The organism is Kitasatospora sp. NPDC049258 (assembly GCF_040678895.1).
In the GTDB taxonomy this organism is placed as follows: domain Bacteria; phylum Actinomycetota; class Actinomycetes; order Streptomycetales; family Streptomycetaceae; genus Kitasatospora.
In genome coordinates this window covers 163,641-178,915 of sequence record NZ_JBFAQT010000015.1, presented here as the reverse complement: position 1 = coordinate 178,915, position 15,275 = coordinate 163,641, and the positions used below count along the sequence as shown (strand labels likewise).

General features: G+C 74.1%; 12 protein-coding genes. 5 read left to right on the top strand and 7 right to left on the bottom strand.

Features of this window, described 5'->3' with window-relative positions; genetic code table 11:
- Positions 1–503: 503 nt before the first annotated feature.
- The 5 genes from AB0K43_RS15985 to AB0K43_RS15965 are packed head-to-tail and all read right to left on the bottom strand — an operon-like array spanning position 504 to position 6,094.
- Entirely contained in the window at positions 504–1,814 is a 1,311-nt protein-coding gene (locus AB0K43_RS15985) for a DUF58 domain-containing protein (protein WP_363639955.1), read from the bottom strand.
- A 41-nt stretch (positions 1,815–1,855) separates the two neighbouring features.
- Positions 1,856–2,836 carry a MoxR family ATPase gene (locus AB0K43_RS15980; protein ID WP_363639982.1) on the bottom strand — a complete coding sequence of 327 codons (981 nt, stop codon included), beginning with the start codon at positions 2,834–2,836 and terminating at the stop codon, positions 1,856–1,858.
- A 53-nt stretch (positions 2,837–2,889) separates the two neighbouring features.
- Complete coding sequence (locus AB0K43_RS15975; RefSeq protein WP_363639953.1) at positions 2,890–4,152, bottom strand: DUF4350 domain-containing protein; 1,263 nt, start codon at positions 4,150–4,152, stop codon at positions 2,890–2,892.
- Complete coding sequence (locus AB0K43_RS15970) at positions 4,149–4,817, bottom strand: DUF4129 domain-containing protein (protein WP_363639951.1); 669 nt, start codon at positions 4,815–4,817, stop codon at positions 4,149–4,151. The genes AB0K43_RS15975 and AB0K43_RS15970 overlap by 4 nt, the downstream gene beginning before the upstream one ends.
- Before the next feature lie 5 nt (positions 4,818–4,822).
- The gene (locus AB0K43_RS15965; protein ID WP_363639949.1) at positions 4,823–6,094 is read right to left on the bottom strand and encodes a hypothetical protein; all 1,272 of its coding nucleotides are present in this window, start codon (positions 6,092–6,094) and stop codon (positions 4,823–4,825) included.
- A gap of 263 nt (positions 6,095–6,357) precedes the next feature.
- On the opposite strand from AB0K43_RS15965, the gene mtrA reads away from it, so the two are divergent.
- Genes mtrA through AB0K43_RS15950 form a run of 3 tightly spaced genes read left to right on the top strand, consistent with a single transcriptional unit; the run spans position 6,358 to position 11,040 of the window.
- Positions 6,358–7,035 (top strand): MtrAB system response regulator MtrA, encoded by a 678-nt coding sequence (gene mtrA, locus AB0K43_RS15960; RefSeq protein ID WP_033821070.1) that lies wholly within the window; start codon positions 6,358–6,360, stop codon positions 7,033–7,035.
- Between the two features lie 2 nt (positions 7,036–7,037).
- Positions 7,038–9,182 (top strand): MtrAB system histidine kinase MtrB, encoded by a 2,145-nt coding sequence (gene mtrB, locus AB0K43_RS15955; RefSeq protein ID WP_363639947.1) that lies wholly within the window; start codon positions 7,038–7,040, stop codon positions 9,180–9,182.
- On the top strand, positions 9,160–11,040 hold the full coding sequence (locus tag AB0K43_RS15950; protein ID WP_363639945.1) for an LpqB family beta-propeller domain-containing protein: 1,881 nt from the start codon (positions 9,160–9,162) through the stop codon (positions 11,038–11,040). Before mtrB ends, AB0K43_RS15950 begins: the two co-directional genes overlap by 23 nt.
- Here AB0K43_RS15950 and AB0K43_RS15945 read toward each other — a convergent pair.
- On the bottom strand, positions 11,028–11,813 hold the full coding sequence (locus AB0K43_RS15945) for a ComF family protein (protein ID WP_363639943.1): 786 nt from the start codon (positions 11,811–11,813) through the stop codon (positions 11,028–11,030). The two genes, AB0K43_RS15950 and AB0K43_RS15945, sit on opposite strands and share 13 nt — an antisense overlap.
- A 365-nt stretch (positions 11,814–12,178) precedes the next feature.
- Here AB0K43_RS15945 and raiA point away from each other — a divergent pair, with 365 nt between their 5' ends.
- Entirely contained in the window at positions 12,179–12,871 is a 693-nt protein-coding gene (gene raiA, locus AB0K43_RS15940) for a ribosome-associated translation inhibitor RaiA (RefSeq protein WP_363639941.1), read from the top strand.
- 199 nt (positions 12,872–13,070) lie between these two features.
- Positions 13,071–13,823 carry a response regulator transcription factor gene (locus tag AB0K43_RS15935; protein ID WP_363639939.1) on the top strand — a complete coding sequence of 251 codons (753 nt, stop codon included), beginning with the start codon at positions 13,071–13,073 and terminating at the stop codon, positions 13,821–13,823.
- 21 nt (positions 13,824–13,844) lie between these two features.
- Here AB0K43_RS15935 and AB0K43_RS15930 read toward each other — a convergent pair whose 3' ends face one another.
- Complete coding sequence (locus tag AB0K43_RS15930) at positions 13,845–14,999, bottom strand: crosslink repair DNA glycosylase YcaQ family protein (protein ID WP_363639937.1); 1,155 nt, start codon at positions 14,997–14,999, stop codon at positions 13,845–13,847.
- Between the last annotated feature and the right edge of the window lie 276 nt (positions 15,000–15,275).

Sequence of the window (15,275 nt, the reverse complement as noted above, 5' to 3'; positions counted from 1 at the left end):
GCAGGGGGGACCCTGTGGGAGAGTAGGACGCCGCCGAACAATCTTTCAGAGAAGCCCCTCCGGGTCACCCGGAGGGGCTTTTCGCATTCCCGGCCACAGTCCGAGGAACAGGCGACTGGGCAGGCGGGGAGCCTCGCACTGCCCGTCCCGGGGCTGGAGCCGCACCTGCCGTGGCGGCGGGAGGCCGCGATGTGGGCATCCGGCGGGCGCTTACCTGGTTCCAGGGGCGGGCCCGGTGCGCGCCGGCCCCACGTGGTCACCGTTCTCACCGAGTTCCGCAGTGGCGAGCCGGTCCTGCTGCGGGCGCTCTCGTACCCGGACCGGGAGGTCCGCCTGAGGGCCGTGATCGCCCTGGTCGCCGGTGCCAGGGCCGGGATGCCGGACGGTGCTTGGCGGAGCCTCGCCGAGGATGGCCGCGAGCGAGATGTGCGGCTGGCTGCCCGCGCGCTACCGCTTCTCGGGCAAGTGTGACGGCCGGGGGCGGCCGCAGGGGTGACCGGGGGTCAGAGCCGGCCGGCGGCCTTGAGGGCGAGGTAGGTGTCGGCGAGTGCGGGCGGCAGGGCGGCCGGCGGGGCGTCGAGGACGGTGACGCCGAGGCGGGTCAGGCGGTCCGCGGTGCGGCGACGGTCCGCGCGGGTCTGCTCGGCGGCCGCGGCGCCGTAGACCTCCTTCACGCTGCCCCTGGCGGTGGCGAGTTCGTCCAGCCGGGGGTCGGCGACGGAGGCGAGGACCACCTCGTGGCGCTTGGTCAGCAGCGGCAGCACCGGGAGCAGGCCCTCTTCGACGGGGCGGGCGTCGAGACCGGTGAACAGCACGATCAGCGAGCGGTGCGGGGCCAGGCGCAGCGAGTTGGAGACCAGGGCGCGCATGTCGGTCTCCAGCAGGGCCGGTTCCAGGGTGGCCATCGCCGAGGTGAAGGCGGGCAGCACGTCGGAGGGCGAACGGCCCAGCACGCTACCGCGCTTGCGCAGGTCGTGGGCGAGCAGGTCGACCCGGTCGCCCGCCTTGGTGGCGAGGGCGGTGAGCAGCAGTGCCGCGTCGAGGGCCGCGTCCAGCCGGGGGGCGTCGCCGACCCGCCCGGCCGCGGTGCGGCCGGTGTCGAGGACGAGCAGGACGTGCCGGTCGCGCTCCGGGCGCCAGGTGCGGACGGCGACGGTGTTGCGGCGGGCGCTGGCCCGCCAGTCGATCGACCGGACGTCGTCGCCCGGCAGGTACTCGCGCAGCGAGTCGAACTCGGTGCCCTGGCCGCGGATCAGGACGGCGGTCCGGCCGTCGAGTTCACGCAGCCGGGCGAGCCGTGACGGCAGGTGCTTGCGGCTGGTGAAAGGGGGCAGAGCGCGCAGGGTCCACGGCACCTGGTGCGAGCCCTGACGGGCCGCCAGGCCCAGCGGGCCGAGTGAACGGACCGTCACCCGGTGCGCGTGGTGGTCGCCGCGCCGGGTCGGGGCCAGCACCGTGGTCAGCCGGCGTCGTTCGCCGGCCGGGACGGTGAGGCTGTGCCGGGAGCCGGTCTCGGCGGTGCCGGGGCGCCACGCGGACGGCGCCCAGGCGTCCCGGAGCAGGGCGCGCAGCGGGCGCCCGGACGGGTTGGTGAGGGTCAGTTCGACGGTGGCGCTCTCGCCGAGCCGGACGGCGGTGTCGCCGCTCCGGGAGAACCGCAGGGTGCGGACCGGAGCGGCGAGCACCAGGTCGACGAGGACCGCGAGGAGCACGGGCAGGGTGACCGCGCCGATGCCGGCCCAGGAAGGCAGCAGGAGGCCCACGACGAGCGCGCCGAGCGCGGCCAGCAGGGCGGTTCGGCCGGTCAGGGCCATGGACGGGACTCCTTCGGGGGATCCTGGGTGGAACGGCAGGGTCAGCGCGGGGCGGGGGTCTGGGCGAGGACCGCCTGGACCACCGAGTCGGCGGTGACGCCTTCCATCTCGGCCTCGGCGCGCAGCTGCACCCGGTGCCGCAGCGCGGGCAGCGCGAGCGCCTTGACGTCGTCGGGGGTGACGTAGTCGCGGCCGGCCAGCCAGGCCCAGGCGCGGGAGGCGTTGAGCAGCGCGGTGGCGCCACGGGGGGAGACCCCGATGGACAGCGACGGGGACTGCCGGGTGGCCCGGCAGAGGTCGACTATGTACGCCAGCACCTCGGGGGAGACGGTCAGCTTGGCGATCTCCGCGCGGGCGGCGGCCAGGTCGGCGGGGCCGGCGACCGGGCGGACGCCGGCGGCGGCGAGGTCGCGCGGGTCGAAGCCGTTGGCGTGCCGGGACAGCACCTGGAACTCCTGGTCGCGGGTGGGCAGCGGGAGGACCAGCTTGAGCAGGAAGCGGTCGAGCTGGGCCTCGGGCAGCGGGTAGGTGCCCTCGTACTCCACCGGGTTCTGGGTGGCGGCGACCAGGAAGGGCTCGGGCAGGGCGCGCGGGTGGCCGTCGACCGTGACCTGGCGCTCCTCCATGGCCTCCAGGAGCGAGGCCTGGGTCTTCGGCGGGGTGCGGTTGATCTCGTCCGCGAGCAGCAGGTTGGTGAAGACCGGGCCGGGCTGGAAGGAGAACTCGGCGGTGCGGGCGTCGTAGACCAGCGAACCGGTGACGTCGCCGGGCATCAGGTCGGGGGTGAACTGGATCCGCTTGGTGTCCAGGCTCAGCGCGGTGGAGAGGGTGCGCACCAGCAGCGTCTTGGCGACGCCGGGGACGCCTTCGAGCAGGACGTGGCCACCGCAGAGCAGGGCGACCACCAGGCCGGTGACGGCCGCGTCCTGGCCGACCACCGCCTTGCCGATCTCGGCGCGCAGGGCGGTGAGGGCGGCGCGGGCGTCCGCGGGGGCGGCCGCCGGGGCCTCGGGGGAGTGCACCGGACCGGGGATGTCGGCCTTGCTGAGGGACGTGCTGGCAGCGGGCTGCTCGGTCACGGCTGTCGTACCTGCCTTTCCAGGGCGTCGAGGTCGTCGGTGAGCCGCAGCAGTGCGGCGTCGTCGGTGGGCGGGCCGCCGTAGAGCAGGGCCCGGATGTCGTCGGCCGAGCGCGCCACGCGGTCGGCGACGGCGGTGCAGAGCGCGATCGGCTCGGGCTGCCCGGCGGCGGTCGGCACCCCGAGTGCGGGGGCGAGCCGGTGGACGGCGGCCCGGCGCAGCGCGTCGGCGGCGCGGCCGCGGGCCTTGGCGCGGTGGTACAGCCGGGCCCGGCCCTCGGTGGTCTCGGTGGCCCGGACCACGACGGGCAGTTGCTCGGCGACCACCGGGCCGAGCCGTCGGCCGCGCCACAGGGCGGCCAGCGCGGCGGCGATGGTCAGCTGGAGGGCGGCCCAGTTCCAGCCCGCGGGGATGAAGTCGGTGAACTGCTTGCGGTGGGCCAGCGGCACGCCGGCCTCGTAGTCGGGCAGGTACCAGACCAGGTGCTGGTGGCTGCCGAGCAGGCCGAGGGTGAGTGCGGCGTTGCCGTCGTCGTCGAGCCGGCTGTTGGTGAGCGGTCGGCCGGTGCCGAGCACGACCGTCTCGCGGTCGGCGTTCTCGGCGTGCCGGACCAGGCTCCGGTGGCCGTGCCGCGGGTAGCAACCGGTGTCGCCGGAGCCGGCGTCGTAGAGCAGCCCGCCGAGCTCGGCGGTGTCGGCGCGGACGGCCTCAGGCAGCTGGCAGGCGGGCGGGGTGCTGAGCGGCTCGGCGATGTCGGGGAACCCGTCCGGTGCGGTGACCAGGGTGATGCCGGGGGCGAGGGCGTCCAGCGCGCTCTGCTCGGGGGAGATCAGGATCAGCCGGTTGGCGCTGCCGCGGGGGACGGCGCCGAGCCGGCTGAGCTGGGCGTGGCTGAGCAGGTCCGGCCGGGGCAGGACGACCGTGGTGCCGGGCTCGCGCAGGGCGGTGGCCAGCGCCTTGTCGTCCTCGACGGTGCGCACGTCGACGCCCTCGCGCTGGAGCAGGACGACGGCGGCCCGAGCTCCCTCCGGGTCGGGCGAGCGCGGGTCCAGCGGGGGCCAGCTGCTGCGGCCGGTCAGGCCGCCGAGGAGCAGGCCGAGCACCAGCAGGAGGACGGCGGTGAGCAGGTACCAGCGTGAGCGCAGCCACAGCCGCCGTCCGCCCGGGGCCAGGCTGGTCGGGGTGGGCGACTCCGGAGTGGCCGGTGGCGGGGTCGCAGCGGCCGGGGCCGGCGGGGGTATCGGGGGTGCGGTGGTCATGCGGTGCCTCCGGCGGCCGGGGCGAGGGCCGGGCGGGCCGCCTGCAGGGCCCGGTCGAGCTCGGCCAGGGACTGGTAGTCGCCCGCTTCGGCGGTGCGGTCGCCGTAGGCGATGTCGTCGAAGGTCCGGGCGGCCGCGGCCAGTGCCGGGGCGTGGGCGGGCAGGGCGCGGCCGGCCTCGGCGGCCGCCTCGTCGGCGGTCCGGCCGGGGCGGACGTCGAGCACGGTGCGCTCCTCCAGGGCCCGGACCACGGCCCGCATCTGCTCCCGGACGGCCTCGGCCCAGTCGCCCGCGGCCGCGTGGGCCCGGGCTGCCGAGCGGTGCTGGGCGGAGCTGCGCGGGCCGTCGACCTCGAACAGCCCGCCGGTGCTGCGGGCCTGTCGGCCGGGCGCGCCGAGCCGCCACCAGACGGCGGCGACCACGGCGGCCGCCACCAGCAGCAGCAGGATCGTCCCGGTGGTGCTACCGGTCGCCGTGCCCAGACCGGAGAACAGCTCGGAGATCCGGTCCGAGATCCAGGTCTCGATCCGCTCCAGCAGGCTCGGGTCGTGCTGGTGGTAGACCGGGTTGAGCAGTTCGTCGTGTGCGGCGTCCCGGGCCTGGTCGCGCGGGACGGTGACGGGGGTGCCGCCGGCCAGCAGCGCACCCTCCCCCCAGTTCGGCATCGGGATCAGGCTCCCGGTGGGGTGCTCTGGTGGGGCACGGCCGGGCCGGCCCAGCCGGTGGGCTGCGGGGTGCTCACGCCGGCGGCGCGGGCGAGTTCGATGTCGAGGGCCTCGCGGCGGATCCGGCGGTCGATGTAGAGCAGCACCGTCATGGCGGCGTTGACCGGGATGGTGATGGTGGAGACCAGGGTGCCGCCGACGGCCATGATCACCATGCCCAGCAGGTTGAGGCCGGTGGTGTTCTCACCGGCGAGCTGGTCGAAGGCCTCGGGGTTGCCGAACAGGGTCGCCAGGAAGACGAAGGGCAGCGCGGCCACGGTGGCGACGATGCCGAGGATGATGGTGGTCAGCAGGTTGACGCCGAGGATCCGCCACCAGGAGCCCTTGACCAGCCGGCGGGAGCGGCTGAGCGAGGTGAGCACGCCCTGGCGCTCCAGCATCAGCGCGGGGCTCGCCAGGCTGAGCAGGACGCCGAGCCAGCAGGCCACGCCCAGCGCGACCAGCATCATCAGCACGGCGAGCACCGCCACCCCGGGGGTGAAGCCCGCGGAGATGCCCAGCAGGACCGGCGGCACGGCGGCCACCAGGAACACGCCGAGGATGATCAGGAACAGCAGGAAGGTGAGGCCGGTCAGCCGGCCCAGCTGGCCGCGGGCGGACTGCCAGGCCTCACGCAGGGTGACCTGCTCGCCGAGCACGCCCTTGCTGACCACGATGGTGAGCAGGCCGCCGACCAGGATCCCGAGCAGGGCCTGCAGCACGGTCGGCACCAGCGCCGCGGTGAGCTCCGCCCCGACGCCGCCGCTCTGCCGCGCCCACCACTCCAGCACGGTCTTCACGGTCTGGGTCAGCGCGGCGAAGCCGAGCGACAGCGAGAGCGTGGTGCGCCAGTACTTGCGCACGGTGGTGAAGGCGCCGTCCAGCAGCTCGCCGACGCCCAGTGGCCGGAGCGGGATGACCCCGGGCTTCGGGCTCGGCGGCACGCCCCAGCCCGGGTGGCCGCCGTACGGGGGCGGCGGGCCCCAGCCGGGGGCGCCACCGGGGGCGCCGTAGCCGCCGTACGACGGTTGGCCGGGGGCGCCCCACTGGGTGGCCGGCGGGACGTCCTGCGGGGCGTGCGGGGTGTCCTGGGGGGCTTGCGGCTGCTGCGGAGCGCCACCCTCGGGGGTGGATGTCGCCGACGTACCCGGTGCTGCGGCTGGGCCTGCCGCCTGCGGCGGGGCCCCGTCGGCCGGCTCGGGCGAGCCGGGCGAGGTCCAGCCCGGGTTGTCGGTCATCACTGCTCCTTGTGAGGTGGTCCTGCGGTCCTGGTGGGCAGGCGGGTGGTCGGCTACCGGCCGGAAACTGTTCCTGCGCCGCCCATCGTGCCATGGTGGGCCTGGTCACCCCAGGGGTATCCCGTTGCTGATCGACAACGGCCTCCCCGACGCCCGTGAGCTGCGAGATTTGAGGTGTTATGCCCGGTCCTGCGGCGGACCGGAGGCCACCGACCGGCGCTGCTGTGCGCCAGGTCACAATCCGGTAATGAGAAGATGGAGCCATGAAGGGACGCGTCCTCGTCGTTGATGACGACACCGCACTTGCCGAGATGCTCGGCATCGTGCTGCGTGGTGAGGGTTTTGAGCCGTTTTTCGTCGCGGATGGGGACAAGGCGCTAGCCGCGTTCCGGGAGACGAAGCCGGATCTCGTCCTCCTCGACCTGATGCTGCCGGGGCGGGACGGCATCGACGTCTGCCGGCAGATCCGGGCCGAGTCGGGCATTCCGATCGTGATGCTCACCGCGAAGACCGACACGGTCGACATCGTGGTGGGCCTGGAGTCCGGGGCCGACGACTACGTCACCAAGCCGTTCAAGCCCAAGGAGCTGGTGGCCCGGGTCCGGGCGCGCCTGCGCCGGGCCGAGGAGCCCACCCCGGAGCAGCTGACCATCGGTGACCTGGTCATCGACGTGGCCGGCCACTCGGTCAAGCGGGACGGCCGGGGCATCCCGCTGACCCCGCTGGAGTTCGACCTGCTGGTCGCGCTGGCCCGCAAGCCCTGGCAGGTGTTCACCCGCGAGGTGCTGCTGGAGCAGGTCTGGGGCTACCGGCACGCGGCCGACACCCGGCTGGTCAACGTCCACGTGCAGCGACTCCGGTCCAAGATCGAGAAGGACCCGGAGCGCCCGGAGATCGTCGTGACGGTCCGCGGGGTCGGTTACAAGGCGGGGCCCAGCTGAGCATGCGGGACCAGGAAGCTGACGAGTCCCCGTCGGGCATCGGACCCGGCGGGGATGCTGCTGTGCGCGGTGACGTGCTGAGCTCGACCACCCAGGGCCGGCGGCCCCGGCGTGGGGTGGCGGGGCTGCTCGCGCTGGTGGCCCGTCAGTTCCGGCGCCCGTTCAACCGGCTGATAGCCGTGTACCGGCGGTCGATCCAGCTGCGGGTGGTCGCCACCACGCTGTTGCTCTCGGTGGCCGTGGTGCTGGTGCTGGGCGTGGTGGTGGTGGCCCAGGTCCGCAACGGGCTGCTGGACACCAAGCGGCACGCCGCGCAGGGCCAGGCCATCGGCGGCTTCCAGATCGAACAGGACAAGATCAACGAGGCGATGAAGCTCCAGGCCAAGGCCGGGGCCAACGCCGATCCGGCCCGGGACGAGATCGGGGCCTGGCTGAACAAGCAGGTCACCGACCTGTCCAGCGGTGGCGCCGGGGTCTACTCGGTGATCGCCATCCTGCCCGCCCCGCAGACCGAGGGCGGCTCGGAGACGGTGTTCCGGGGCGCCTGGTACTCCGGCGACATCCTGCCGATCAGCATCACCCGACAGCTGCGGGACGACGTCGCCGCGCAGCCGGAGATCCTGCACGAGCAGACCACGATGATCCACCGGGGCGACGGCAACGGCGGCCAGACCTCGGACGAGAAGGGTCTGGTGATCGGGAAGCAGTTCAAGGGGCCCGACGCGCTCGGCACCGAGTACCAGCTCTACTACGTCTTCTCGCTCGGCCAGGAGACCGACACCCTCGGACTGGTGGTCGGCACCCTCGCCACCGCCGGGGTCTTCCTGGTGATGCTGCTCGGCGGGATCGCCTGGGTGGTGGTCCGCCAGGTGGTCACCCCGGTGCGGATGGCCGCCGGCATCTCCGAGCGGCTGGCTGCCGGGCACCTGGAAGAGCGGATGAAGGTCACCGGGTCCGACGACATCGCCCGGCTCGGCGACTCGTTCAACCGGATGGCGAACGGGCTCCAGGCACAGATCCGGCAGCTGGAGGAGCTCTCCCGGGTGCAGCGCCGGTTCGTCTCGGACGTCTCGCACGAGCTGCGCACCCCGCTCACCACCGTCCGGATGGCCGCCGACCTCATCTACGACAGCCGGGACGACCTGGACCCGATGGCCGCCCGCTCGGCCGAGCTGCTCCAGGAGCAGCTGGACCGCTTCGAGTCGCTGCTCGCCGACCTGCTGGAGATCAGCCGGTTCGACGCCGGCGCCGCGATCCTGGACGCCGAGCCGGTGGACCTGCGGGACATCGTGACCCGGGTGGTCGAGGCGGCCGACCCGCTGGCGCAGGCCAAGGGCAGCGCCGTGATCATCCGCGGTGGCGAGGACCCGGTGGTGACCGAGGTCGACGCCCGGCGGATCGAGCGCATCCTGCGCAACCTGGTGGTCAACGCGCTGGAGCACGGCGAGGGCCGCGACGTGGTCATCCGGCTCGGCTCCGGCGAGGGCGCGGTCGCCGTCGGCGTCCGTGACTACGGCATCGGACTCAAGCCGGGCGAGGCCTCCCGGGTGTTCCACCGCTTCTGGCGGGCCGACCCGTCCCGGGTCCGGACCACCGGCGGCACCGGCCTCGGCCTGTCCATCGCGGTCGAGGACGCCCATCTGCACGGCGGCTGGCTGCAGGCCTGGGGCGAGCCCGGCGGTGGGTCGCACTTCCGGCTCACCCTGCCGCGGACCCGCGGTGGCGAGCTGGTCCGGGCGCCGTTCCGACTCGAACCCGAGGACTCCCGGCACAACCGCGGGCTGGCCTCCACCGGTGCGCCCTACCGGCGCTCCCAGCGGCCGGCCGGCGCCACCGCGCTGACCTCGGCCGACGAGCCGGGTGCGGCGCAGCCGGACACCCCGGAGACGCCGGAGGGCGCGGTGACCGGCTTCGGCAGCGGCCTGGGCGGGGTGCTCAGCATCGGCCCCGGGCTCGGCCGGGCCCCCGCGGCGCCGCTCGCCGACCCGTCGGACGTCCGGTCGGCGGCCGGGGGGTACGGTGCCATCGGCGCCCAGGTCGTGGTCGACCGGCCGGCCGGTCGGCCGAGCACGCAGCAGGCCACCGGGGCCCAGGCGCCGGAGAACGACGAGGAGGGGACCGACGGTGCGACGGACAGGCAGCGGTAGGACCGGAGTCCGGCCCGCCACCGCGGCGGTCTGGGGCACCCTGGTCGCCTTCCTGGCCACCGGTTGCGTGGGGATGCCCGAGGGCGGGCCGCCCGAGCGGGTGGAGATACCCCAGGGCGCGGGTGCCGAGAACCTCCAGGTCCGGGTCTACCCGGTGGCCCCCTACAAGGGGGAGTCCCCGCGGGACCTGCTGGCCGGCTTCCTGAACGCCTCCAACGCGGACGAGCCGACCTACCGCACCGCGAAGAAGTACCTCACCTCGACGGCCGGCGACCACTGGCAGCCGGAGGCCGGGGTGTCCGTCCTGGACAGCCAGGGCCAGAACAGCGCCCCGCCGCCGGAGGGGGCCGCCTCCACGGAGATCACCGTCACCGGCGGCCTGGTCGGCACGCTGGACGCCAAGCACTCGTACCAGGCGGCGGCCGACGGCGAGCAGTTCCGCCAGACCTTCACCTTCGTCAAGGAGAGCGACGGCCCGGACAAGGGCGAGTGGCGGATCGACCGGCTGCCGGACGGGCTGATCGCCGACCAGACCACCTTCAAGAACGGCTACCGGGCCGTTCACCGCTACTTCTTCGCGCTCACCGACCCGTCGGCCGAGCACCCGCAGGCCGGGTCCGTGCTGATCCCGGACCCGATCTACCTGCGGCGCCGGGTGGACCCGCTGACGGCGGCGGCCAAGGCGCTGGCGGCCGGGCCGTCGACCTGGCTGGCCCCCGCGGTGTACTCGCCGCTGGACGGGGTCCGGATCACGGCTCCGGTGGCCGTCAGCGACAGCAAGGTGGCCACGGTCAAGGTCGACGTGCCGGACTTCGGCGGCCGCAGCGAGCTCTGCCAGCAGATGGCCGGGCAGCTCTACCACACGCTGGCCGACCAGCAGGGCAAGGCGCCGATCCAGCGGCTGGAGCTGAGCGGCGTCAAGGGCGGCTGCGCGATCAGCGAGGACTCGGCGGCGCGGATCGCGCCCGGCAGCCTCGCCGGGAGCTTCGGCTCGCACCAGTACTACCAGCTGGACAACGGCCAGATGATGGTCGCGCAGGGGGACGGGCAGGGCCGTGCGGTGGGTGGCCCGCTGGGGCAGCCGGCCCCGGCCGGGCAGCCCGGCAAGGCGACCCCGGGCACCTTCGCGGTGCGCCGTGACGGCGGGGCGGTGGCCGTGATCGGGGCCGACGGCCGGAACCTGCAGGTGGTGGGCACCGGCGACAGCGACAAGACCGGCGCCAACGTGGTCACCAGCCGGGCGCCCACCCCCGAGCAGGGGCTGGCCTCGCCGAGCTGGGACGGCCGGCAGGACCTGTGGCTGGTCGACCGTGACCCGGCGGGCTCCCGGGTGCTGATGGTCCGCGGCGGCAAGGTCGTCGAGGTGCCGGTCGCCGGGCTGGGCGGCCGTACCGTGAAGTCGCTCAAGGTGGCCTCGGACGGCGTCCGGATCGCCCTGGTGCTCAGCAACCCCAAGGACAACACCCAGACCGTGGAACTCGGCCTGCTGACGCACCGCGGCACGGTCGCCGACCCGAAGGCGGACATCACCGGGCTGCGGCCGGTCGGCCCGCTGCTGACCGATGTCGCCTCGGTCTCCTGGGCGGACACCGACCAGCTGCTGGTGCTCGGCAAGGAGAAGGGGAAGCTGCAGCAGCTCCACTACCTGGGCACCGACGGCTCGCAGAGCAGTGACTCGCCGCTGCAGGGCGGTGACTCGATGACCTCGGTCTCGGCCACCGAAGGCCGCGACGGCGACACCGTGCCGACCGTGCTGGCGGTCTCGGACCACCGGATCTACCGGCTCCAGGGCACCCAGTGGCGCGAGGTGCCGGTGCCGCAGGAGCACCCGGCGCTGTCCTTCAGCTACCCGGGCTGAGCCGCCCGGCCGGGCCGCAGGGGCGGCGCCGGCCCGCTGCGGCCGCCCCGTGCGGCTGCTCCGGGTGCCCGGCCCGAGCGCCTGGGCACCGCGGCGACCGTGGCGGCCGCCACCGGCGGGTGGCCGGCGGCGGACAGCGCCCGGGCGGCCTCGGCCAGACTCGCGCCACTGGTGACCAGGTCGTCCACCAGCACCAGCCGCCGGCCCCGCCCGGCCCGGGCCAGCCTGCCGCGCAGCCCGGGCGGCACCACGAGGGCGCCGTGCAGGTTGCGCCGCCGATCGGCCGCGCCCAGGCCGGCCTGATCGGCCACCCGCCGGGTCTGCCGCAGCGCGGGGGCGACCAGGGCGGCCCGGCCGGAGCGGCGGAGCTCCGCGGCGGCCGCCCGCGCCAGCCGCAGCATCGGATCGTGGCCCCGGGCGCGCACCGACCGCCGGGTGGAGGGCACCGGCACCAGCAGCAGCGGCCCGCAGCCGTCGGCCGCCGACCGCACCGCGCCGGCCAGCAGCGTGCCGAGCGGCCGGGCCAGCCGCAGCGCGCCCCGCTCCTTGTGCGCGAGCAGCAGCCCGCGCAGCGGCTCGCCGTACGGCCCCGCGGCGTGCACCGGGGGCAGCCCGGGCGGCGCCGGGCTCGGGGTGGCCGGGCCCGGGCGGGCGGCCACGAGCACGCCCCGGCAGGCCGGGCAGAGCTGGCCCCGGCCGACCGGGCAGCCGGCGCAGGCGGTGGGCAGCAGAAGCTCCAGCAGCTCGCGGACGGCGGTGGGCAGATCGGTCATATCGGCGCCTTCCGGGGGGTGGCGGAGCGGCGATTTGCGCCATACGGTTGACCACCCTGGCGGTGTTGTCCAGCCGTTTACCCTTCTTTCACCCGTAGGAGGGTAAACAGAGGGCAACAGTCGTGCCGCCGGTTCTCCCTCGTTACGTTGTTCGACTGGGGAGGCGGAATCCCCCCGTGGGGTGTCTCATAAGGCCAGAGGGGGTTTCAAGCGCTCCTGGTGGGGAGGAAGTGAGGTGAGGGCCAGTCGCGCTCGCCGTTCCCGGCGACGCTGGGGCCGGTGACTGATTGGCTGGTCCGGCTGGGTCTCAGGCCGATCCGGTATGCACTCCGGTTCGGCGACAGCACAAGGGATCGGAGTTCTGCGTGGACATCGTCGTCAAGGGCCGCAAGACCGAGGTGCCCAAGAGGTTCCGCGAGCACGTGGCCGAGAAGCTGGAGAAGGTCCAGAAGTTTGACGGCAAGGTGATCAGCCTCGACGTCGAGGTGTCCAAGGAGCACAACCCGCGCCAGGCCGACCGCTCGGAGCGGGTCGAGATCACCCTCCGTACCCGTGGCCCCGTGATCCGGGCCGAGGCCGCCGCGGCCGACCCGTACGCGGCCCTCGACCTGGCCTCGGCGAAGCTGGACGCGCAACTGCGCAAGTCCGCCGACCGCCGCCGCGTGCACAAGGGCGGCAGCGGCCGCACCCCGATCAGCGTCGCGGAGGCGACGGCGGCGCTGGCGGCTCTCCCCGAGACGGCCCGACCCGCGGCCGGTAGCAACGGGGCAGCCCGCAAGACCATGATGGGATCGCTGGAGGTGGAGGGCGACGGTCCGCTCGTCGTCCGGGAGAAGACGCACCCCGCCGGGCCGATGTCGCTCGACCAGGCGCTGTACGAGATGGAGCTCGTCGGCCACGACTTCTACCTGTTCGTGGAGAAGGACAGTGGCCTGCCGAGCGTGGTCTACCGCCGGCACGGATACCACTACGGCGTGATCCACCTCAAGGAGGACCACAACGCCCAGGGTGACGCCGGCGGCGCCGGTGGCGCGATCGGTGGGCCGGACGAGGACTGACGGTCCGTCCGCCGACCCGTAGGGCCCGGAGCCGCCGCGGTGGCCCGGTACAACACCGAAGACAGGACACACCGGTGACCCCGGCGGCTGCGGCCGCCGGGGTCACCCAGCTGGGCGGTGCGACGGCGGAGGGTGATCAATCGGGCCCCCGCCGTGGAATGATGGGCCCGACATCGACCGGCAGCCGGGGGAGGAGCGGATGGGCGAGCCATTCAGCCAGGGTTTGGGAGCCGGCCGGGGGGGCGGTCAGGGCGAGGGTAGGGAGCCCGAGTACGCGCTGCGCCGCACCGAGCCGATCCGGGTCCTGGTGGTGGACGACCACGCACTGTTCCGCCGAGGCCTGGAGATCGTGCTGGCCGAGGAGGAGGACATCACGGTCATCGGTGAGGCCGGCGACGGCGCCGAGGCCGTGCTCAAGGCCGCGGACCTGCTGCCGGACATCATCCTGATGGACGTCAGGATGCCGCGCCGCAGCGGGATCGAGGCCTGTACCGCGATCAAGGACGTGGTCCCGAGCGCCAAGATCATCATGCTGACGATAAGCGACGAGGAGGCCGACCTCTACGAGGCGATCAAGGCGGGTGCCACCGGCTACCTGCTCAAGGAGATCTCCACCGACGAGGTCGCCACCGCCATCCGCGCGGTGGCGGACGGTCAGTCCCAGATCAGCCCCTCGATGGCCTCCAAGCTGCTCACCGAGTTCAAGTCGATGATCCAGCGCCGCTCCGACGACCGGGAGTTGGTGCCGGTGCCCCGGCTCACCGACCGGGAGCTGGAGGTGCTCAAGCTGGTGGCCACCGGGATGAACAACCGGGAGATCGCCAAGGAGCTGTTCATCAGCGAGAACACCGTGAAGAACCACGTGCGCAACATCCTGGAGAAGCTGCAGCTGCACTCCAGGATGGAGGCCGTGGTCTACGCGATGCGGGAGAAGATCCTCGAAATAGGCTGACCGCGGGGGCCGTTCGGTCGCTCAGCCGTCCAGCAGCGCCTGCAGGGCGGGGCGCAGCCGCTCGTCGTCCAGGGCCTCGACCCGGACGGCCTCGCAGCCCACCCAGCCGGCCGCCTCGCGCAGCGCCGTGGCCAGCGCCCCGAGGTGCTTCGGCGCGTCCAGCGAGATCTGACGGGCCACCAAGGTCCGCCCCTCGCGGGCCGGGTCGACCCGGCCGACCAGCCGCCCCTGGGTCAGCAGCGGCATGGCGAAGTACCCGTGCACCCGCTTGTGCTTGGGGGTGTAGGCCTCCAGCCGGTGCGTCATGCCGAAGATCCGCTCGGTGCGGGCGCGGTCCCAGACCAGCGAGTCGAAGGGCGACAGCAGGGTGGTGCGGTGCCGCCCGCGCGGGTCGGAGGCCAGGGCGGCCGGATCGGCCCAGGCGGGTGCGCCCCAGCCGGCCACCTCGACCGGGACCAGGCCGGACTCGGGCACGGCGGCGTCGAACTGCGCGGCCTTGAGCCGGTGGTAGTCCATCAGGTCGGCCCGGGTGGCCACCCCGAGCGCCGCGCCGGCCTGGGCGACCAGCTGCCGCAGGCACTCGGCGTCGGTGGGGTCGCGCTCGAACAGCGCGTCCGGGACGGCCTGTTCGGCCAGCCGGTAGACCCGCTTCCAGCCGCGGCGCTCGGTGCAGACCACATCGCCGAAGGAGAGCGCCCGCTCCACCGCGATCTTGGTGTCGGACCAGTCCCACCACTCCGCCGTCCGCTTGGCGCCGCCCAGTTCGGTGGAGGTCAGCGGACCCTCGGCGCGCAGCTTGTCGAGCACCTGCCGGTAGGTGGCGGGGGTGACCTGGTGGCCCCAGAGGTTGCCCCGGGCGCGGTAGGCCCGGCGGCGGAAGGCGAACAGCGGCCACTCCTCGATCGGCAGGATGCAGGCGGCGTGCGACCAGTACTCGAAGGTGCCGGCGCCGCCCCAGTACGCGCTCTCCACGGCCGGCCGGCCGACCGCGCCGAGCCGGGCGTACGGCACCAGCTCGTGCGAGCGGGCCAGCACCGAGATGGTGTCCAGCTGCACGGCGCCGAGGTGGCGCAGCAGCCCGCGGACCCCGGCGCGGCGGTCCGGTGCGCCGAGCAGGCCCTGGGCGCGGAGGGCGATCAGGCGGGCCTGGTCGGCGGAGAGGCTCATGGCGGTCATGCCGGGCAGGGTAGGCCCCGGCACCGACAGTCGGGCGAAGCGGCAGGAGGAAGGAGGGGAACCCTTCGGCCCCCTCGGCGGTTGAGCAGTGCACGGAGAGCGGTACGGTGACCGTTTTGCCCCGGCGGGTGACGCTAATCGGTGCTTTGCCCTGGCGGGTGACACGGGAATACCGTGCTGACGCACCTCCCGACGGCTTGTCCTCCTCGCATACGATGACCGTACGGTGGGGTAGGTCTCGCCGTGCTGTAGTCCAGAGCCGATCCAGGCAAGGAG